Genomic DNA, 19631 nt, shown 5'->3' on the forward strand with positions numbered 1-19631 from the left:
GGCAATTTTACTAGGGATCAGTAGTGAGATTTAACTGCAAAATTTATGCACCATGCCAGTTGCGCATTTGGTTTGCTTCCTTAGATAACACAACCACTTCTGAGCGGGTCATCATATCCTGTAATGCGAGTTTATCGTCGTTGATCAGCACCCACAAATTACCAATGCCGAGTAATGACCAGACGATGCGTGCATAGGCGGTGATCATGCTTAGGTTTTGGCCGTTTGGATGTTGGATCTTAAGGCGCCAGGCGCGCATCCCGAGGGTTTGACCGCCCTTACTCCAAAAAAGCGCATAAAAAGTGCCTACGCATAGCACTAACCAAAGTTGATAAATCCCATGGTAAATCGGCGTGCCATTGAGGGCGTCGGACACATGTTCAAAGCCATTCATGCTAATCAGGCCCGAGGCTGTGAGTCCGAAGAAAATACCAAAGCCGATGGCGCCAGCAAACATATACACGGCTACTGCGAGCAGCAGGTCATAGATCATTGCCCCTAAACGGCGGAAGAATCCTGCACGGGGAAAGTTAGCATGTTCAGCGTTTAACATCTGCAATCCTAATTCTAAATGGATAAATGACGATAAGGCTTAGGCCTCGGGTTCTTCATCACGTACAAAGTGGATATTGCTAAAACCAAAGCGCGCAAATTCGACCTTGCGATAGTCTTTTTCAGCCTTGGCACCTTTGCGTGAGGTCATGGCAATTTGTTGTTCCATCGCGAGAAACTTGGTTAAGTCAATGCCTTCGGCCTCGGCCACAGCTTCGTATAAATCGCGGTGTTTATCATAACTAAAGGCGATAGTTTTCGTCTCACCTTTGAAGGTGTAAGTCACTTGACGCGCCATGGTTTTCTCCTGAAAAAGTCCTGAAATAAGTCTGGAATTAGTTAAATTCGCTTCTAAAAATAAAATACACCGCACCGAGGATACACAGGCCCGCCCAGAGATAGTCGAGTTTGAGTGGCTCCTTCATGTAGAAATAGGCGAAGGGCACAAACAAGCTTAAGGTGATGACTTCCTGCAGGATTTTTAATTGGCCGACATTCATCACTGTGTAGCCGATGCGATTAGCGGGCACTTGCAGTAGGTATTCAAATAGAGCGATGCCCCAACTGACTAAGGCGGCAATAATCCAAGGCTTTGAGCCTAGGGATTTTAAATGGCCGTACCATGCGAAGGTCATAAAAATATTGCTAAGACAGAGTAAACCAATAGTCGTTAGGGTGGGGTTCATCATTCTTCTCGATGATTAAGCTTATAAATCATATACATTGCATCGTCGGTATAGCTGCCAAGACATTTCTCTATGGCCTTAGGTTTAAAGCCCATTTTACGCCAGTAGCTATCGGCACCCTGTACCGCGACCAGAGAGAGGGAGCTCAAGTTAAAGCGATCCGCGAGCTGCTTTAAGCGCATTAGGGCCTTGGAGCCAGCGCCTAAGCCTTGGGCCTTTACCGAGATGGCAATATCGTGCAGATATAAGGTATCGGCCTTAGGTAACTGAGTGATGGGCTCATACAGTGCGGGAGGCATATTGGTGGTCCAAGGGTGGGCGAGGCAATAGCCCACCACCGACTCATTCACCTCAAACACAAAGCAGGATTGGGGTGAGACGTGCCACTTGCTTTGCAATACATGCAGGGGTTCAGGATCCAATTGGGAGTAACATTCTTCCTGGATCTGTAAAATAGCATCCCAATCCTGTGGGGTGATTGCACGCAGTAACATGGTCGACTTTTTCCGTCCAAAACAGTGTGAATAAATAAGTTGGGGATTATATACCCAAATCGCAGCAAAAGCTTTGAAACTCGCCAGTGCTGCGATTATCTAGGCGGTTTACCGCGTTTATCCCAAATAACGTTGCTTCAAATGTTCAGCAAGATATTGGCTATTGAGCGGTTCGCCAGTGGCTTGAATGATGAGCTCATCCGTTGTCAGTAATGAGCCTTTGGACCAAATGTGGCTGCCAAGCCAGTCAAATACTTGGGATAACTGGCCGTTATCGATGAGGTTTTCAATCGGACCTAAGCTTCGCTCCAGCGCAAAACGGCATTGGGCGGCATACATAGCGCCTAAGGTATAACTTGGGAAATATCCCAATTCACCCACGGCCCAATGGATATCCTGCATACAACCATCGCGATAGTTACCCTCGGTATTGATCCCAAGCAGTTGTTGCATCTGGCTTGACCAAAAATCGGGGAGGTCATCTACGCTCAGGCTGCCGTCTATAAAGGCTTTTTCGGCCTCAAAGCGCAATAGAATGTGGCAAGGATAAGTGACTTCATCGGCATCGACACGGATAAGCCCCGGATTGACGCGGGTATAGTGTCTTGCCAAGTCTTGGGCGCTGTACTCGCGGTCCAAATGCTGTTTAATCAGTGGTTGCAGTTGGCGTAAAAACGCGGGATTGGCACCGAGTTGCATTTCACAAAATAAGCTTTGGCTCTCATGGACGCCCATCGAGCGAGCCAATCCTGCGGGCTGACCGCGCCATGGTTTTGGTAAGCCCTGTTCATAACGGGCGTGGCCAGTTTCATGCACTATGCCCATGATAGCGCTACTAAAATCGGCTTCATTATAACGCGTCGTGATGCGTACATCGCTAGGCACTCCACCACAAAATGGGTGACTGCTGATATCGAGCCTGCCATGGTTAAAATCAAACCCTAAATAGGCCATCACCGCTTGGCCGAGGGCTTGCTGTGCCTTGATTTCGAAGGGGCCATTAAGGGAAAGCTTGGGTTCACTGGCTTGTTTTGCCAGCACATCTTGAATAAGAGAGGGTAACCAAGTCTTCAAGTCGCCAAAGGTTTGTTCGAGCTTGGCCGTGGTCATGCCGGGCTCAAATTTATCGAGCAGGGCATCGTAGGGGGAGATGTTAAGGGCCTGCGCGCGAATTAAGGCTTCTTCCCTCGCGAGGGAAATCACCGCTTTTAGATTCGGTTTAAAACCTTGCCAATCATTGTTTTTGCGTTGCTCGCGCCAAGCATTTTCACACTGGTAGGCCATTTTCGTTTTGGCCTGTACTAGCTCGCCGGGCACTAAGGTCGCCTGTTGATACTTATATTGCATTTCCCTCAGATTGGCCTGTTGCTCTGGGCTCAGCACCTCTTGCGAGGCTTGTGCGAGGTTATCGCCAAGCTCTGGCGCCGTTTTAAGGCTATGGATATGTAATGCCAGTTCTGCCATTGCATCGCCACGCTCGCTGCCGCCACCGAGGGGCATCATGGCGGCCTGATCCCAATCACCTAGCGCACTAAAATGTTCAAAATGCGAAATTTTCTGGAAATGGGCCGTGAGTTTATCGTAACTTGGCGTAGGTTCTTTGCTGTTCATAGCGGTATCCATAGACTCAATCTTAAGGTGCTGTCGTTATCTATTAGCACGAAAAAATAACAATAACAGGATGATAATATCATGCAGCCAAAATCACATCACACTAAACCCCTAAAAGTCATAAGCATGGCGTTGTTGGTCGGTTTATCCAGTGCCGCCCATGCCGGAGCCGAGAGCTTTGCGCCTGGAACCGCCATCCCCGAATTTGGTCAAGTGGCTAAGGTCGAAAGTACTCTTGCTATCCCTGCAGGGATGAAGTTTAAGGTGGCCTTCGATATGAGCAAGGCGGCCGATGTCGGTCAAGTGAATCGTCAGCTCGACAGCCTTGCCCGTTTTATCAATATGCACGTGGCGGCTGGCGTTAAAGAAAGCGATATTGAGCTAGCGATGGTGGTGCATGGCAGTGCCGTTGGCGATTTAGCCGATGATAGTTTTTATGCCAAGCAGTACAACGGAGTGCAAAACCCCAATAAAGCCTTAGTGAAAACCTTAGTGGCCCATGGGGTAAAATTTTATATCTGTGGTCAGAGCGCCGCTTATTTTGACTTACGCAACGCCTCTTTGTTACCGGGTGTCGATATGGCTCTGTCTGCGATGACGGCCCATGCGATTCTGGCGCAGCAGGGATTTAGTCAAAATCCGTTTTAGGGTAAATTTTTGTTTGGAAACTAGGCTCACCTTGCTATTCTGTCACTCGTAAGTTGATAATTACAGTGAAGTAAATGGAATGCTGTATCGTTCAAGGAGATGACTATGTGGGCGTTTTTAGTTGAACAGCCTAACCTACCTTACACTATTGCCTTCGCCTGCGTGCTTGTCCTTGGTGTGTTTGAAGCCTTAGCCCTAGTCATAGGGCTAAGCATGATGAGTGCGCTCGACCAATGGGTTCCCGCCGATGTGGATTATGATGCCGAGATTGGCGGCACTGGCCTGACGGGGATTGCGGGCTGGTTGTGTCTAAATCGATTACCCTTGCTTATCTGGTTTGTGCTGGCACTGACTAGCTTTGCGCTTGTCGGTTATATTGCAAATTACCTGAGCTTGCTATTCACGGGCGTCTTGTTACCCCAACTCTTTACCTTACCGATTGCCGTGGTTGGTAGTGCGTTTGCCTGTCGCTATCTCGGGCGGATATTGGCCGATCTGCTCCCTAAGAATGAGTCTACTGCCATATCCCTCGATGATTTAAGCGGTTATGTCGGCACTATCACCCTAGGCTGCGCCATGAAGGGCATGCCATCGGAAGCCGTGGTGCGCGATAAACATCAACAAAAACATTATGTATTAGTCGAACCCGAAACCTCGGGGATCGAGTTTGCCAGTGGCACGCAAGTGGTGCTGCTAAAACGAGAAGGAAGAGTCTGGTCTGCGACTCGCTTTGATAATTAATTTTCCAAAGCCATTAACGAAAAAGGAAAGCAAATGGATGTGTTAAACGATGTAACCAGTTCGAGCAACTTCGTGTTGTTAGTTGCCGGAATGGTATTGATTGGCCTGATTGTGATTGGTCTGATTTTCGCCAAGTTATATAAACGTGCAACGAAGGAAATGGCCTTTGTACGTACGGGTTTTGGCGGCGAAAAAATTATTAAGGATGGCGGCGCAATAGTCCTGCCCGTGCTGCATGAAACCATCGCAGTAAATATGAATACCCTGCGTATCGAAGTGGAGAAAACCCAAAAAGATGCGCTGATCACTAAGGATAGAATGCGCGTCGATGTGAAGGCCGACTTCTATCTGCGTGTGGCGCCTAATGCTGAAGGCATTTCGATGGCGGCACAAACCTTAGGTACCCGTACCACGCGCGTGGAAGAGCTGAAAAAGCTGATGGAATCGAAGTTTGTTGACGTGTTACGTGCGGTCGCGGCGGAAATGACCATGACCGAGATGCACGAGCAGCGCGCCGATTTTGTCCAGAGGGTACAGAATAACGTTGCTAACGACCTCGAGAAAAACGGGCTAGAGCTCGAATCAGTTTCGTTGACGGGTTTTGACCAAACTGACCTGCAATTCTTCAATGAGAATAACGCGTTTGACGCCGAAGGTCGTGCGCGTTTAGCTAAGATCATCGAAGAAAAACGTAAAGAGACCAACGATATTCAGCAGGAAAACCGCATCAAGATCGAGCAGCGTAACCTCGAGGCTGAAAAAGAATCGCTGGAGATTGAAAAGGCCGAAGAAGAAGCACGCCTCATTCAGCAGCAGTCGCTCGAATTTAAGCGTGCTGAGCAAAAAGCGGAAATTATTAAGCAAAAAGAAAACAAGGCCCGTGAAGAACGCGAAGCTGAAATTGCCAAAGAGCGCGCAATCGAAACTGCGGAAATCGAAAAGACCAAAGACATCGAAACCCGCGAGATTGAAAAGCGCAAATCTATCGAGCAGGCGCGTATTCAGCAGCAACGTGATATCGAAGTTGCCGAGCAAGAAAAACACATCGCGGTAGCCGCGAAGTCGGAAGAAGAGTCTGCTGCCCGCGCCCGCGCCGCCGAAGCGGAAAAGACCAAGGTAGAGAAAGAAGAAGCGGTTATTACGGTGCGCCAAGTGGCAGAGGCGAATCGTCGTAAAGAGATTGAAGTGATCGACGCTCGCAAAGAAGCGGAGCGCGATGCGGTAGGGGTGACAGTGCAAGCCGAGGCGGAAAAACGTGCCGCCGAAGACAGATCGAGCGCGATTCTGATTGAAGCCCGCGCTAGTGCCGATGCCAAGAAACTGCAAGCCGAGGCCGACGAGAAGGTCTATGCGGTTGAAGCGGCGGGTAAACAAGCTCTGTACGAAGCCGAAAACGTGCTGCGTGATGAGCAAATTGCGCTGCAAAAATCACTCGCTATCTTAAAAGCACTGCCTGAGATTGTCGCGCAGGCGGTTAAACCACTGGAAAACATTGAAGGCATTAAAATCCTTCAAGGTTATGGCGCTGGTAATCAATTGGCATCGGGAGCTGATGGCGCGGTCGCGCATCAAGGCGGTATCGCCGAGCAAGTGACTAGCGCAGCGTTAAACTACCGCGCCAATGCGCCAGTGGTCGATGCCATGCTGCGGGAGTTAGGCTTAGTGCAATCGGAATCAGGCACTTTAAATGACTTACTCAATGGCAATAATGCCTTAACCACCGAAGCCTTAAATGTCGTCAAGTCGGCAAATAGCGGATTAAATGGTTATAGCCAGCAACATACAGTGATAGAGCCTAAGATAAGTAATTGATATTGATAGTTTAGTGTAAAGCGCCTGCGGGCGCTTTTTTTATGCCAGTAACCGCAGCGCCAATATGTAGTATTCCACTATTACCCTAAATTTAATGGTCGGAGTAGAGTGAAATCCGTTGTAGCGTTTCCCCTGACTAAGTAAAAGGAGTTTTTTATGGCCAATATTTTGATTATCGCTGGTGATTTTGTTGAAGATTACGAGCTAATGGTGCCGTTCCAAGCCCTGCAAATGGTGGGTCACAGCGTAACGGTTGTTTGCCCTGATAAAGTGGCGGGGCAAACCATTAAAACGGCTATCCATGATTTTGAAGGCGATCAAACCTATACCGAAAAACCAGGACACTTATTTGCCCTGAATGGCAACTTTGCTGGTACCAACGCCAGTGATTTTGATGCGCTGCTGCTTCCCGGTGGCCGTGCGCCCGAGTATTTACGCCTAAACCCTGCGGTGATTGCCTTAGTGGCGGAATTTTCAGCCCAAGATAAACCCATTGCGGCCATTTGCCATGGGGCGCAGTTACTGACGGCGGCAGATGTAGTGAGAGGCAAGAAAGTGTCAGCCTATCCAGCTTGTGCGCCAGAGGTGAAACAAGCGGGCGCCGAGTATTGCGAGATTGAGGTGACGGCGGCAATCACCGATGGCAAGTTAGTGACGGCGCCCGCATGGCCTGCACATCCTGCATGGTTGGCGCAGTTTAACAAGTTATTGAATTAACGATATTCATCTAACGTTATTTATGGCATAACAGTTCGGGTAGGGCTTAATACCAATCGTATTAAATATCTGTTCATTCAGCGGGAGTTAAACTTAGACAAGGCGAAGGCTTGAAGGCATAGTAGCGCTCTGTCGAAAGCCTTAAACGCAGTATAAAGCCCGTTCAACACCGCCCTTCGGGAGCCTCACAGGCATCTCACTCCGGTGTTACATTGACTTAAAAGGGAATAACCATTTCTTCGTCAATGCGCCTTGGATTGAGATGCTTGTGAGGCTCTGAACTGATTAGATATTTAATGTGATTGGTATAAGTTGAGTATTCGCTTGGGACTTAAGCTAAGCGCAATGCTGGAACAAAGCGCAATCGCCGCTTGGGGAGTGATATTGTGTGTGAAATCTATTCCGGTGCCGAACCCGAACTGTTTGAACTCAAAACCCGCTCTATTCGAATCGATGGGGTCGTGACGAGCGTGCGGCTCGAGGCGATTTTTTGGCAGATTATTGAAGAGATTGCTGAAGATGCCGAGCTGAGTGTGGCGGTGTTTTTAACCCGAATTTACCGAGAGGTGTTAACTCGCCACGGAGAGGTGGCTAACTTTGCCTCTTTGTTGCGGGGGGCCTGCACTACCCATCTTAATCAGGGGCAGCGTTTGGTGTTAAAGCCTAAGGTTGCGCTAAACGCCAAATCCTCTTGAATATCCATTTCATCTCTACGATTTGAAAAGACCAAGCTAGCTACGTTAGTGCAGAACTAGTTTCTTGTGAGCACCTAAAAACATGAGCTTTTTCGCTTTAGCTCGCAAAGGCTTGGGTATATTTCTGGATAATCTGTTCCACTTTCCCATTGGCTTTTAGCTGCGCTATCGCGTGATTGAGGGCGGGCAGTAAATCGGCATGTTCTTTACGTAGCCTTAGCACCAGCACCCCATCGGAGTGCACTGCGGCTAATCCTACGGGGATCTTAAGCTTATTCGACCAATATAAGGCGGGATAGTTACCCGAGATAATCGCCGTGATGCGGTGTTTATCTAACGCCTTAATCAGCTCTTGCTCCGAGGTAAAATCGACACGGATAAACTCCTTGTCGTCATGGTACAAATATCCCCTGACTGTACCGATTTGCTTGCCTTTAATCTCACTGATTTCTTTAAAGGATTCAACATTTTCGGGTCTGGTCACCACGTATTCTGTGATCGGCATGATGGGATCGGATTTAACAAATAAGGGACCCAAATCTTGGTTTTCAAACCAACTGGGGCTGACCACATCAAAATCTAATTGACCCGTTTCAAGGGCGTTGTTTGTCCGTTTGGGCGGCAAGGAAAGGTTTTCGCCCTCAATATTCGCTAAGGATAAAATCTGCGGGATTAATTCAGTAATCATTCCCGGAGCATCGGGTTGATTGGCAATAAAATACGGATACCAAGAATACGAACCAGTAATGTTGTACTTGAGTTGTTCTGCATAGGACTGAGGGATAAACAAAATCAGTAACAAAACGCCTTTAACGAGCCAACGATAGAGAATACTTCCTTTACCCATCTAGTCCTTCACTCCTTGGTTGATCGAGCTTAGTAATTACTACGCTACATTGTATTCTTTCGTTGTGAAAAAATTGTTATCTGTAGCGCAGTTTTCCTATTCAAGCAGTTTTCAGTCCTTAAACCAAGAGTTGGCACAATGCAGGTAGCTGATTTTTAGGGTAAACTTGATAGGTCTTATGGTGTTTAATCAGGCTAGTTTTCTTATTGCCCAGACTTATCAACAAACCATGGGAGAGGGCGACTTGAGTCAACAGCTGCTCATCGGCGCGAACATACAAGTTGATGGGCTTGATAAGCTGATTGTCTTGAATATGTTGAGTAAACTCTTTTACATCAATCACTAAGCTCGATTGGCCATCGGCGTCCAGCTTGAGTTTGGTGTTAATTTCAGTGTCGGTAAACACTAGCCATTCGAGTTGGGTTAACTCGGCAATCATAGCGTTTAATGCCGTACCTAACTCCACGTGTGAGTTTTCAACACTCTCATATTGATGAACAATTCTCTCCAATAATCGCTTAAGTTCGGCGCCAGCACCTTGACTGCGAGCCATACGGATCCATGCCGTGAGATCGTTGGCCACCAGTTTCGAGAAACGCTTTTCTTTGAGCGCCTCAACCATCCAGTTACACAGAAAATGACTCTCCTGCGCGGCAGTTCGTTGGGCTTTTTTAGCTTGGGCTGAGGCGGTTAAATCCGCAAGACCCGCGCGGGCGAGTTCGAGTACGGCTTGGTTATAGGTTTGAGAATTCATTGTGGCTCCGCCGCGGGCTAAAGGATTGATCTAATGGAACGTGTGGTATCGATTGCGGCCAAGCTAGTTTAGCAAAGCAGCCGCTAAATCGATAACGATTCTTAGCGGCTGCTTAGATGAGGGATAGATTATTCTGGCGAACCCACGAGGCTGGCGGCCAAACATGTTCCCATGGATTGGGTGGCTGAGGCTGTGCAACAAACTGGCAGGGCATAACTTCGAACCCGTCGTTTCCCTGCAGAGCAAGCTGTTTGGTTGGTTCTAGGCATTGGTTTGATGCGTAACCGCTCGATTCAGCAAGTCTGTGATACGCTCTCACTGGCCTTTCCCGACGCCAAGGGGGAGCTCCCGCCACTGGCGACCAGTAGCATCATCAAAGCCAAAGAAAAGTTGGGTTCAGAGCCCATGCGTTATCTGTTCAAAACAACCGCTGCACAGTGGGAAACACAGTGTGAATTTGATGAGATAGCNGGATTGAAATTGCTCAGTGTTGATGGGACGTATTTTAAGACGCATAACACTGAAGAAAACCATCACTTTGGCTTTGCACAAAGCACGGCTTCTTTTCCTTCTGTGCTGGCTGTCACCTTAATGTCTACTCGCAGCCACTGACTTTCTGATGCGGNTTTCGGGCCTGTTACCCACNGTGAAATTCACTACGCACAGCAATTGGTTGGCTCAGCTCCCGAGCATTCGCTCACGTTGTTTGACCGTGGGTTTATGTCTGCCGAATTGCTCATCAGCTGGCAAGGAAGCGGGACTAACACCCATTGGTTAACCCCGATAAAGTCTAAGACCCGCTATAGCATTATCGAGTCATTCTCAGAGTATGACCATCTGGTTGAGATGCCGGTATCACCCCAAGCTAAACAACAAGCGCCTTATCTGGGGGAGNGCTGGCAAGCCCGCCTTATCCTTATNCCATCACCCAAAGGTGATATCAAAGGGTTTATCACGTCCTGCCTATGTCCCGACACTTATCCAGTGAACGATTTGCTCAAGGTGTATTGGCAGCGATGGGAGATAGAGAGGGNTTNTGGTGAGCTGAAGCAATATCAACTGGAAAATAAACCTGTCCTGCGCAGTAAGAAGAAGGATGGGGTGTATCAAGAATNATGGGGGATCTTGACGACCTACAATATTGTTCGGCTAGAGATGGCTGCCATGGCAGTGCAGCATCAAGTTGAGCCACAGAGAATAAGTTTCATTAATGCCCTGTTTTTAATCCANGATGAGTTTGGTTGGAGCGACAGAGGGAGTCCNGGAGCGATCCCACAGCACTTAAAACGACTGAGGGAAAATGGCAAAAGGTTGATTTTACCCCCGAAGAGGAAGCGGCCCAGCTACCCGCGTGTGGTGCTCAAGAAAACGGTGAAATATCCAAGTAAAAATGCCACTCGCTCTTAAGCGAGTGGCATTATGTAAAATACAGCCCTTTTTAGTGTAGATGCCGTGATTAGGCTTCTAACTTAGCAAACTCGGCTTTTTGCTCTTTTAGTTTGTCCATATCGCGGGTCAAATCGGCCATCTTAGCGCGCTCTTTATCAATGACGGCTGGCGGTGCTTTCGCCACGAAGCCTTCATTCGATAATTTACCTTCGATACGAGCAATCTCTTGAGTCAGCTTCTCAAGCTGCTTGTCGATGCGAGCTATTTCAGCAGCCACATCCACCAGACCTGCCATCGGAATTAATAATTCCATTTCGCCAATCAGACCTGTGGTCGACATAGGCGCCGTTTCACCTTCGCCAAGAATCGTCATGCTCTCTAAGCGCGCAAGCGTTGTGAAGAAGGCTTGGTTAGCTTCAACACGGGCTTGGTCTTGGGCACTCACGCCACGCAGCAGGGCGTTTAATGGCTTAGAAGGCGCGATATTGAGCTCTGCACGGATATTACGTACTGCAACAATCACTTGCTTAACCCACTCTAGGTCGGCCATCGCGGTCGCATCTACTTTGGCGGCATCATAGCTTGGGAATGGTGCCAGCATGATGGTGTCGCCTTGGGCGCCAGTCAGTGGTTTAACGCGTTGCCAGATGGTTTCAGTGATGTATGGCATCATTGGGTGCATCAGACGTTGCATCGCTTCTAACACATTGACCAACGTATGGCGGGTGCCGCGCATTTGCGCTTCATTGCCGTTTTGCAGTACTGGCTTAGTTAACTCTAAGTACCAATCGCAGAACTGGTTCCAAGTGAACTCGTACAAGGTGTTGGCTGCGAGGTCGAAGCGGTAGTTTGCCATGTGGTCGTCGTAGGTTTTTACGGTTTGGTTGAATAAACCGATGATCCAGCGATCCGCCAGTGACAGTTCCATCTCACCGCCTTGGTAATCCGGTGAGTTCGGGCCGCAATCTTGGCCTTCGGTATTCATCAGCACGTAACGTGATGCGTTCCAAAGCTTGTTACAGAAGCTGCGGTAACCGTCTAAACGCTTCATATCCCAGTTGATATCACGGCCAGTTGATGCCATTGCCGCTAGAGTAAAGCGCAGGGCATCAGTACCGTGGGCTTCGATACCATTTTCAAACTCTTTACGGGTGCTCTTTTCAATCTTGGCGGCCAGTTGTGGCTGCATCATGTTGCCAGTACGTTTTTCAACGAGGGCTTCTAGATCGATACCGTCAATCATATCCAATGGGTCAAGTACGTTGCCCTTAGATTTTGACATCTTGTTACCCGCTTCATCGCGGATAAGGCCGGTCACATAAACGGTTTTAAAGGGCACCTGTGGCTTACCGTCTTCATCTTTGATAAAGTGCATGGTCATCATGATCATACGGGCAACCCAGAAGAAGATGATGTCAAAACCCGTTACCAACACGTCGGTTGGATGGAAGGTTTTTAAATCTTCAACATTGTCAGGCCAGCCTAAGGTCGAGAATGTCCACAGGGCAGAGCTGAACCAAGTATCCAGTACGTCTTCATCTTGGCGCAGGGCGATAGCATCATCGATATTGTGCTTAGCACGCACTTCAGCTTCTGTGCGGCCGACATAGACCTTACCGTTGGCATCGTACCAAGCAGGGATGCGGTGACCCCACCATAATTGGCGAGAGATACACCAATCTTGAATGTCGCGCATCCAAGAGAAGTACATGTTTTCGTATTGCTGTGGCACGAACTTAATATCGCCATTTTCAACGGCTTCGATTGCGGTTTTGGCCATAGGCGCAACGGCAACGTACCATTGGTCGGTCAGCATTGGTTCGATAACCACGCCTGAGCGGTCACCGTAGGGCACTTTTAGGCCGTGTGGCGCGATTTTTTCGAGCAGACCTAAAGTTTCAAACTCTGCCACAATGGCATCACGGGCTTTGAAACGATCTAAACCTGCATAACGCTCTGGCAGGCTGCCATCTAAGCTAGTATTGATTGTGCCATCAGTATTGACGACTTCGGCGGATGCACGAATGGCTGCATCTAAGGTCAACACGTTGAACATAGGAAGTTTGTGACGTTTACCGACTTCATAGTCGTTAAAGTCGTGGGCAGGGGTGATCTTCACACAGCCTGTACCAAACTCCATGTCTACATAGTCATCGGCAACGATAGGGATGCGACGATTAACGATAGGCAGCAGAATAAATTTGCCGATCAGTGCTTGATAACGCTCATCGTCTGGATGAACAGCTACTGCGCTATCACCCAGCATAGTTTCAGGACGCGTGGTGGCGACTTCGAGGTAATCTTTACCGTCTGCGGTCAGCTCGCCGTCGGCTAATGGATAACGCAGATGCCACATGTGGCCTTGCTTTTCTTTGTTTTCCACTTCGAGATCTGAAATCGCGGTGTGCAGCTTAGGATCCCAGTTCACTAAGCGTTTACCACGGTAAATCAAATCGTCTTCATAGAGACGGACAAACACTTCTTGAACGGCTTTAGACAAGCCTTCGTCCATAGTGAAACGCTCACGGTCCCAATCCACAGAGGCGCCCATACGACGTAGCTGCTTAGTGATGGTGCCACCCGATTGCGCTTTCCATTCCCATACTTTTTCCATAAAGGCATCGCGGCCAAGGTCATGGCGGCTCTTGCCTTCTTCGGCTTCAAGCTTACGCTCAACCAGCATTTGAGTCGCAATACCCGCATGGTCAGTACCGACTTGCCATAGGGTGTTTTTGCCCTTCATACGTTGGTAGCGGATCAGGGTATCCATGATGGTATCTTGGAAAGCGTGGCCCATGTGCAGGCTACCCGTCACGTTGGGTGGCGGGATCATGATGCAATAGTTGCCCTGTGAGGCATCGCCGTGGGGCTTAAAGTAACCTTGCTCTTCCCAGTTTTGGTAAAGAGCCTGCTCAATGGACTGAGGATCGTATGTTTTTTCCATGGGAACGTATCTGTCTCAAGCTAAATTAAGTGGATGTGTTGCTAAATTCTGGGTTGTTAATTCAATCCCTAAGCCACGATATTGACGGTAGCGTTCACGTGCTATCGCTTTATGTTGGTCGTCATTAGCCACAAAATCGAAGATTTGACCAAAGTTTACCGCAAACGGAGGCACTTGGTCTGCAAGATTAATCAGAAGTTGGCGACTTTTGTTTGGACCGAGTCTGTCAAAACCGATTTCAACGGGTGAGCCTGTGGTGGGGCCTTCACCTTTGAGGTTATGGGGGACAAATGCACTGGGTTCAAACTGCCATAGTAACTCGTCGATTTCAAAGGCGATGTTCTTGTCCTGACAGTGAATATAGACCTGCTGCTGGTTTATAAATCCCTGTTGGGCTAGGCGGCAAGCCAATTGATACATGTCACTAAGGGCCGTGTTCTCGCCCATCGGCGGTAGTAAATAAAACAGCGCTTGAGTCATGATTTCAATGCCTTGCTTTAAGTTATAGACGAACGGGTTAGTCTACACTAAAACTTGTGCTGGGTTAACGTTTAGCTCTGGGGTTTTTCGCGGGAGATTGAGGGATGGGGAGTTGGCTTAAACCTTTACTGTGGCAACTAAGCACAGCTTAAGCATAAGGCTAGAGCTTATATGTGAATGGTTAAACGATTATGGGAGCTGGGGATATAAAAGCAAAGCGCACCCGAAGGTGCGCTGGTTGAAAAGCTGGTCAAACAAACTATTCCTCCTAGGTTATTGAGCATTGTTATTAAAGGATTTATTGACGCTTTGTGAATAAACAAACAGATATCACATTAGATTTTGCTTATTCAGCAGTTAACTCACTATTTCAACTTACTATTACACTTCAGAATATAAATAAAGGAATCTGGCCTATATTAGTACTCAAAAAGGTACTGGGTATTTTGCTGTTAAGCAGCTCGCCTTGTTCCGTGTTATCTAAATTCTTTTTTACACACTACTTGCTACTTGTAATATGCCTACTTGCTCATATTACCGATAACGCTATTAACCTCCTCATATTGTTTGACTGTTAAGAAGCTAATTCACCTAAAATGGTCTTTCATGGAACCTATGTGTTTCTATTGCTAACGTCCTCCTCTTGATTGTTACATTCGGGCTTGAAGAGTGTGTAAGACTAAAACTGGCAATACGATGTAGTAGGTTACTCCTTAATGATCGACTCGTGTGTTAACACCCATTAGTGCGTTTATCGTTAGTTGTTGGTTATCTGTCTCTACTTTTTAGTAACCTCGCATCTCATTGATAATCAGAGGGAAAAACGCATAAATATTACAGCTTGGCGTTACCGAATTTATGTGGCCGTCTTAATATGACTGCCCTAATGTGACTGTCTTAATGTAACTGTCTTAATGTAACTGTCTTAATGTAACGGCCTGTGTCACTGTTTTTGAGTGTGAGTTTAGTGTGGCGGCGTACTCCTTCTTGTGGTGATATTTAACTGTTTTAAGTTGAAATTCACATCACTTCGATTCTGCTGTCACTTAGTAAAGTGTAGTAGTTATTTAAAGGTTCACACTCTTTTTACTGACCATTAGGATGGTCTATCAAACTTTTGCTAAAAAATGTGACCTATTAAACCTTATCTACTTTATGCTCTCGAAGTGATGTGGTCTCGCACTAACATCGAGTAACTTAAGCTGCATCTTCCTCCTCGTAATCATCCTCGACATTAACAGCATCTTCGGGATGAGCAATGGATGCGAAACGTTGTGCTTCAGGCTTATGGGTTAATCGATTGAGTTGTTTCTCTAATTTTTGACCCATGGCTGTAATGGCTGCATAAAGATTGTCGTGTTTTGCTTGAGCAAAAAGTTCTCCATTTGGGATACCAACCGATGCTTCAATTTTGAAACCAGGTTTCTCCTCTGTGATGATGACATGGGGATTAATCAACTGCACATCGTGCCTAGAAAGTTTATCAAAGCGGCTTTCAATGCGTTCACGGATTGGGGCAGTGACTTCTAGTTGTTTGCTCGTAATCTTTAGCATATGTTGCACCTTCTATTTGTTTCCTTCGATTTCAGATTACCAATCTACACCCTTAAAAACGAGATCTAAATCACATTTTTAGCCCTGTTTAGTTCTGTTCGTTGGTTATTTGATCGCTTAGACAAATCTCGCGGATTCTTGGTCGAAAAGGCTTGTATTGGCTATCGGAACAGGCCATATTTGATGGGATAACTACGCAGTCTTTCCTATCATTTACTTATCTTTACTTTAAGTTTTTCATTAGATCCCGATAAAATACCTTCACTTATTTCATTGTTCAGTCGAGTGGCAGGTATTATGGAAACCGAACATATCAAAGTTAAAGTCTGGGATTTACCCACACGCTTTTTTCACTGGGGCATGGTGGCCCTCATGGCCTTACTCTGGTGGAGCGCCGAAGTGGGTGAAATGCAATGGCACCAGATCTTTGCCTATAGTCTGTTGATCTTGATTGGCTTTCGGCTTTTATGGGGCTTGATTGGCAGTGATACTGCGAGATTTAGTCACTTCGTGCATCATCCAAAGGTGGTGTTTGAGTATTTGAAAGACGTTCGCGCAAAGGGCGTGTCAGTGGTCTTAGGGCATAATCCGATAGGCGGTTATATGGTGATTGTGTTGATTGCCATTATCAGCTTACAGCTAATCACTGGGTTGTTTGCTACCGATGATGTGTTTACTGAAGGTCCACTGTACAGTTATGTGAGCTCTGATACTGCTTCGTTTCTCACTTGGTTACATAAGATGAATTTCAACCTGATCTTAGCCTTGAGTGCTGTGCATGTGTTGGCGGTTGTGGTACACGCCATTAAAGGTGACAAATTAGTGGGAGCTATGCTCAGTGGTTACAAACGTGTGCCTAAGATTGAGTACGCCAAAGCAGAATCTGAATTAGTTTTCAAATCACAGTGGCTGGCCTTAATCGTGCTGTTAATTATTGCTGGGTTGGTGTTTACCTATTTGATGTGGCCCATAGTGCAAGTGCTCTAGCAAATGCTCAATATTAAAAAAGCCTGCATGGTAGCAGGCTTTTTTATTAGACATGGCAACTCGCCATTAGTCTTTTTTGTAAACGTCGTGACAACCTTTACAGCTCTTGCCTGTGTTCATAAAGGCTTGCTTAATTTCAGCTTGGTCACCTTTTTGAGCCACAGTCGCTAAAATAGCTGCATTTTCTTGGAAGGTTTTCATCTTGGCGTCAAAGTCAGCCTTGTCTTGCCAAACTTTGGCTAGCGCTTCGGTATCGCCTTTATCTGACCCTTCAATAAAGCCTTCGAAAGGAATGTGCGAAAGTGCGGCGACATTGTTGGCACGCATTGCGAAGGTTTCAGCTTCGAAAGGTTTTTTGCCTTTCATCATGGCGCCCATATCGCCAAAGTTATAAGCAATCAGGCTAAATGCAGATTGGCGATATTCAATCGCATCCTTTGCATCTTCAAAATTGTGTGCTTGTGCAGCTGAAGCCAATAAGGTACCGGCAACGAGAGTCAGGAGTAATTTTTTCATCGTATTCTCACAAATTAGCGTCGAAGTGTGACATTGCTCTGCTATTGTACACAAATTAACTTAATGTACTAGAAGCAATTTTGTCAGTTTTTGTCTAGATAGATGGGATAAACGTAACAAGTTATTTGCCGGAAGAGTAAATCTGCTAAACTGCCGTTGTAATGCTTAAACAATACTACTGGGGCGATTATGCGAGCCAATTGGGACTTAGTTTTAGAGAAAATTTTGAGCCATGGAAACTATGATGAGCTCTCGGTATTGTTCCATTTATTGCTAACAGAAGAAGAACGTAGCGCTATCGCTGGGCGATTAAAGGTATTCCAATTATTGCTCGATGGTGAGATGAGTCAACGGCAGATCGCGGCTGAATACGAGGTCAGTATCGCCACTATTACACGCTGTTCAAACTATTTAAAGAATATGGCCCCAAGTCATAGGGAAAAAATTCAACAGCTGATTAAGGCATGTTAGCGATTTATGTTTTTTATCGCAATTTAACAGGTATGTATCCCATTAAAGATAAGCTCTATGCAATGAAGTGATTCGATATAAACAGACGACGTAACCGAAACCCTATCCTTAGGGAGCGGCTTTACTTTAAGTTGCAAAGGGCGCACGTCATTTGAATAGAAAAAATCGTACTCCCTCGATGAACTTGCAAACCCATAAAATGCAATTTCAAATGTATCTACGCTCTAAACAGCGATTCTGCTAATGACTAGGGCGTGTTGACGTTTCAGGGTTATTTTTGCAGCCGTTTGGCAAGCTCTTGCTCTTACTTTCGGTCATAAGTGCCGCTCGTCATTTGAGTAGAACAATTACACCTTACCCCTCGTTTCGCGAGCAAGTGCTTGCCAGAACGAACAAAATCTAATCTCGAAACGTTAAAACAGCCTAAATTTATTGTTTAAAATTGAGGTGACACAGGTAGTTTATGTCGACGATAAAGCGAGCGTCTTATAAGAATATAAAAGCTGTAGCTTAGTAATAGAATTGCCAGTAAGGGATAAAGACTTTTAGGGAAAAACTTAAAAATAACTAAGGCAGTAAAGAGATAGATAAAGGGTAAATAATCATAAATCGCTGTTGGCATATAGCCCGTTTTTCTACGTTTTACGGGATCAGTGCGCCGATTTTGTGAGCGTAGATTGTAAATTCTAGCCCCGAGAAGAAACACAATCACGGCTGCCATTAAAGCATACTCTGGGTCGAGTAACATAAAACTTACGCAACCTAAGGCCATATAACCATAGGGCAAAGCTTCATATACAGGTTTTGATAACATATGCACTCCGTCGCGAGGTGAAGGTGTATTGGTTTTAACATTCTGATTTTAAAGTTTAAAATGCTAAATCTATCTAAAACGTCCCTATTTGTGGTTAGATTATAAACATTTGCCTATAAAAAAAGCACCTCCTTATGTAAGGAAGTGCTTCATTATCTTGCTCAGGATAGTGAGCTTTAGGCGCTAAGGCCTAGATTAGCCGCGACAGCCGCAACCGCCATTGCCATCACAACCTGTTTTTGGTGTGTCGCACGCCTCATGATCGTGGTCATGGTGGTGATGACCATGGTCATCAGAACCGCCACAGCAGCCACCCGCATCATGAGCTGAACCACCACAGCATCCGCCACCGTGGTCATGATCATGGCTGTGTCCATGGCTGCCACATCCGCCGTGGGCATGGATATGACCATGGGCAACTTCTTCCGCTGTTGCTGCGCGAACATCGATAATTTCAATGTTGAAGCTCAATGCTTGGCCCGCTAAAGGATGGTTGCCATCAACGATAACGACATCGTCTTTGACTTCGACAACTTGCACTGGGCGTTGACCCATTTCTGTTTCGGCAATAAAGCGCATGCCAGGAACGATATCTTCGATATCACCGAACGCTTCTAATGGCACGGCTTGACGCAGACCATCATGGTAAGGACCGTAAGCTTCTTCAGCACTGATTGTCACATCCAGTGTTTCGCCCTTGGTTTTACCTTCTAATGCAGCCTCTAAACCTGGGATGAGGTTTTCTGCACCGTGCAGATATAACATTGGTTCGGCATCAAAAGAGTCTTCTAAAAGTCTGCCTTCTTGATCTGATAAACGGTAATGAATGGTTACCGCGCTGTGTTGGGTGATCTTCATATCGCCTCCGGTTCGGAATGTGCGCGCATAATAACGTGCTTTTGGGGCGCTGGCGATAATT

The 19631-nt window shown here is 46.7% G+C and carries 20 protein-coding genes and 2 pseudogenes; 9 read left to right on the forward strand and 13 right to left on the reverse strand.

Translation table 11 applies throughout. The features are described 5' to 3' along the window. Nucleotides 1-43: 43 nt before the first annotated feature. The 5 genes from EYR25_RS05020 to EYR25_RS05040 form a co-directional block, all read right to left on the reverse strand. Nucleotides 44-553, reverse strand: coding sequence for an RDD family protein (locus EYR25_RS05020; protein ID WP_023268194.1), 510 nt, complete (start codon nucleotides 551-553; stop codon nucleotides 44-46). Between the two features lie 39 nt (nucleotides 554-592). Continuing rightward, a complete protein-coding gene (locus EYR25_RS05025) occupies nucleotides 593-850 on the reverse strand; it encodes a DUF2960 domain-containing protein (RefSeq protein ID WP_011626864.1) in 258 nt (85 codons plus the stop codon). A 37-nt stretch (nucleotides 851-887) separates the two neighbouring features. After that, on the reverse strand, nucleotides 888-1238 hold the full coding sequence (locus EYR25_RS05030) for a DMT family protein (protein WP_037415674.1): 351 nt from the start codon (nucleotides 1236-1238) through the stop codon (nucleotides 888-890). Next, nucleotides 1238-1732 (reverse strand): GNAT family N-acetyltransferase, encoded by a 495-nt coding sequence (locus tag EYR25_RS05035; RefSeq protein WP_133178717.1) that lies wholly within the window; start codon nucleotides 1730-1732, stop codon nucleotides 1238-1240. Before EYR25_RS05035 ends, EYR25_RS05030 begins: the two co-directional genes overlap by 1 nt. A gap of 117 nt (nucleotides 1733-1849) precedes the next feature. Continuing rightward, the gene (locus tag EYR25_RS05040; protein WP_133178718.1) at nucleotides 1850-3343 is read right to left on the reverse strand and encodes a carboxypeptidase M32; all 1494 of its coding nucleotides are present in this window, start codon (nucleotides 3341-3343) and stop codon (nucleotides 1850-1852) included. Between the two features lie 81 nt (nucleotides 3344-3424). On the opposite strand from EYR25_RS05040, the gene EYR25_RS05045 reads away from it, so the two are divergent. The 5 genes from EYR25_RS05045 to EYR25_RS05065 all read left to right on the forward strand — a co-directional run bounded on the left by EYR25_RS05045 (nucleotide 3425) and on the right by EYR25_RS05065 (nucleotide 7956). Further along, on the forward strand, nucleotides 3425-3991 hold the full coding sequence (locus EYR25_RS05045) for a DsrE family protein (protein WP_133178719.1): 567 nt from the start codon (nucleotides 3425-3427) through the stop codon (nucleotides 3989-3991). A gap of 105 nt (nucleotides 3992-4096) precedes the next feature. Further along, nucleotides 4097-4732 (forward strand): YqiJ family protein, encoded by a 636-nt coding sequence (locus EYR25_RS05050; RefSeq protein ID WP_023268190.1) that lies wholly within the window; start codon nucleotides 4097-4099, stop codon nucleotides 4730-4732. Between the two features lie 33 nt (nucleotides 4733-4765). Further along, nucleotides 4766-6544 (forward strand): flotillin family protein, encoded by a 1779-nt coding sequence (locus EYR25_RS05055; RefSeq protein WP_023268189.1) that lies wholly within the window; start codon nucleotides 4766-4768, stop codon nucleotides 6542-6544. Between the two features lie 156 nt (nucleotides 6545-6700). After that, nucleotides 6701-7261 carry a DJ-1/PfpI family protein gene (locus EYR25_RS05060; RefSeq protein WP_133178720.1) on the forward strand — a complete coding sequence of 187 codons (561 nt, stop codon included), beginning with the start codon at nucleotides 6701-6703 and terminating at the stop codon, nucleotides 7259-7261. Nucleotides 7262-7647: 386 nt separating this feature from the next. Then, the gene (locus EYR25_RS05065) at nucleotides 7648-7956 is read left to right on the forward strand and encodes a ribbon-helix-helix domain-containing protein (protein ID WP_133178721.1); all 309 of its coding nucleotides are present in this window, start codon (nucleotides 7648-7650) and stop codon (nucleotides 7954-7956) included. Nucleotides 7957-8053: 97 nt separating this feature from the next. Here EYR25_RS05065 and EYR25_RS05070 read toward each other — a convergent pair whose 3' ends face one another. Next, nucleotides 8054-8803 carry a substrate-binding periplasmic protein gene (locus tag EYR25_RS05070; protein WP_133178722.1) on the reverse strand — a complete coding sequence of 250 codons (750 nt, stop codon included), beginning with the start codon at nucleotides 8801-8803 and terminating at the stop codon, nucleotides 8054-8056. A 118-nt stretch (nucleotides 8804-8921) separates the two neighbouring features. After that, entirely contained in the window at nucleotides 8922-9557 is a 636-nt protein-coding gene (locus EYR25_RS05075; RefSeq protein ID WP_133178723.1) for a DUF2913 family protein, read from the reverse strand. Nucleotides 9558-9785: 228 nt separating this feature from the next. Between EYR25_RS05075 and EYR25_RS21260 the strand changes: the two are divergent. Together EYR25_RS21260 and EYR25_RS21265 are read left to right on the forward strand one after the other, a co-directional pair. Then, nucleotides 9786-10169, forward strand: a pseudogene (locus tag EYR25_RS21260) (transposase domain-containing protein); the annotation flags it as partial. Nucleotides 10170-10187: 18 nt separating this feature from the next. Then, a pseudogene (locus tag EYR25_RS21265) lies at nucleotides 10188-10964 on the forward strand (IS4 family transposase); the annotation flags it as partial. Between the two features lie 49 nt (nucleotides 10965-11013). Here EYR25_RS21265 and EYR25_RS05085 read toward each other — a convergent pair. The 3 genes from EYR25_RS05085 to hpf all read right to left on the reverse strand — a co-directional run bounded on the left by EYR25_RS05085 (nucleotide 11014) and on the right by hpf (nucleotide 15924). Further along, nucleotides 11014-13890 (reverse strand): valine--tRNA ligase, encoded by a 2877-nt coding sequence (locus EYR25_RS05085; protein ID WP_133178724.1) that lies wholly within the window; start codon nucleotides 13888-13890, stop codon nucleotides 11014-11016. Nucleotides 13891-13905: 15 nt separating this feature from the next. Beyond that, a complete protein-coding gene (locus EYR25_RS05090) occupies nucleotides 13906-14370 on the reverse strand; it encodes a DNA polymerase III subunit chi (protein WP_023266576.1) in 465 nt (154 codons plus the stop codon). A 1197-nt stretch (nucleotides 14371-15567) separates the two neighbouring features. After that, on the reverse strand, nucleotides 15568-15924 hold the full coding sequence (hpf, locus tag EYR25_RS05095; RefSeq protein ID WP_011621920.1) for a ribosome hibernation-promoting factor, HPF/YfiA family: 357 nt from the start codon (nucleotides 15922-15924) through the stop codon (nucleotides 15568-15570). Between the two features lie 297 nt (nucleotides 15925-16221). Here hpf and EYR25_RS05100 point away from each other — a divergent pair, with 297 nt between their 5' ends. Then, complete coding sequence (locus EYR25_RS05100; protein WP_133178725.1) at nucleotides 16222-16911, forward strand: cytochrome b/b6 domain-containing protein; 690 nt, start codon at nucleotides 16222-16224, stop codon at nucleotides 16909-16911. Between the two features lie 66 nt (nucleotides 16912-16977). Here EYR25_RS05100 and EYR25_RS05105 read toward each other — a convergent pair whose 3' ends face one another. Further along, nucleotides 16978-17427: a c-type cytochrome gene (locus EYR25_RS05105; RefSeq protein ID WP_023266573.1), complete on the reverse strand. Its 450-nt coding sequence runs from the start codon at nucleotides 17425-17427 to the stop codon at nucleotides 16978-16980. Between the two features lie 189 nt (nucleotides 17428-17616). Between EYR25_RS05105 and trpR the strand changes: the two genes are divergently transcribed. After that, nucleotides 17617-17898 carry a trp operon repressor gene (trpR, locus tag EYR25_RS05110; protein WP_133178726.1) on the forward strand — a complete coding sequence of 94 codons (282 nt, stop codon included), beginning with the start codon at nucleotides 17617-17619 and terminating at the stop codon, nucleotides 17896-17898. A 436-nt stretch (nucleotides 17899-18334) separates the two neighbouring features. Here trpR and EYR25_RS05115 read toward each other — a convergent pair whose 3' ends face one another. Both EYR25_RS05115 and slyD read right to left on the reverse strand, forming a co-directional pair. Next, nucleotides 18335-18712, reverse strand: a complete 378-nt coding sequence (locus tag EYR25_RS05115; RefSeq protein WP_133178727.1) for a hypothetical protein — start codon at nucleotides 18710-18712, stop codon at nucleotides 18335-18337. 195 nt (nucleotides 18713-18907) lie between these two features. After that, entirely contained in the window at nucleotides 18908-19570 is a 663-nt protein-coding gene (slyD, locus tag EYR25_RS05120) for a peptidylprolyl isomerase (RefSeq protein ID WP_133178728.1), read from the reverse strand. Between the last annotated feature and the right edge of the window lie 61 nt (nucleotides 19571-19631).

The organism is Shewanella decolorationis (assembly GCF_004354305.1).
GTDB classification, from domain to species: Bacteria; Pseudomonadota; Gammaproteobacteria; order Enterobacterales; family Shewanellaceae; genus Shewanella; species Shewanella decolorationis.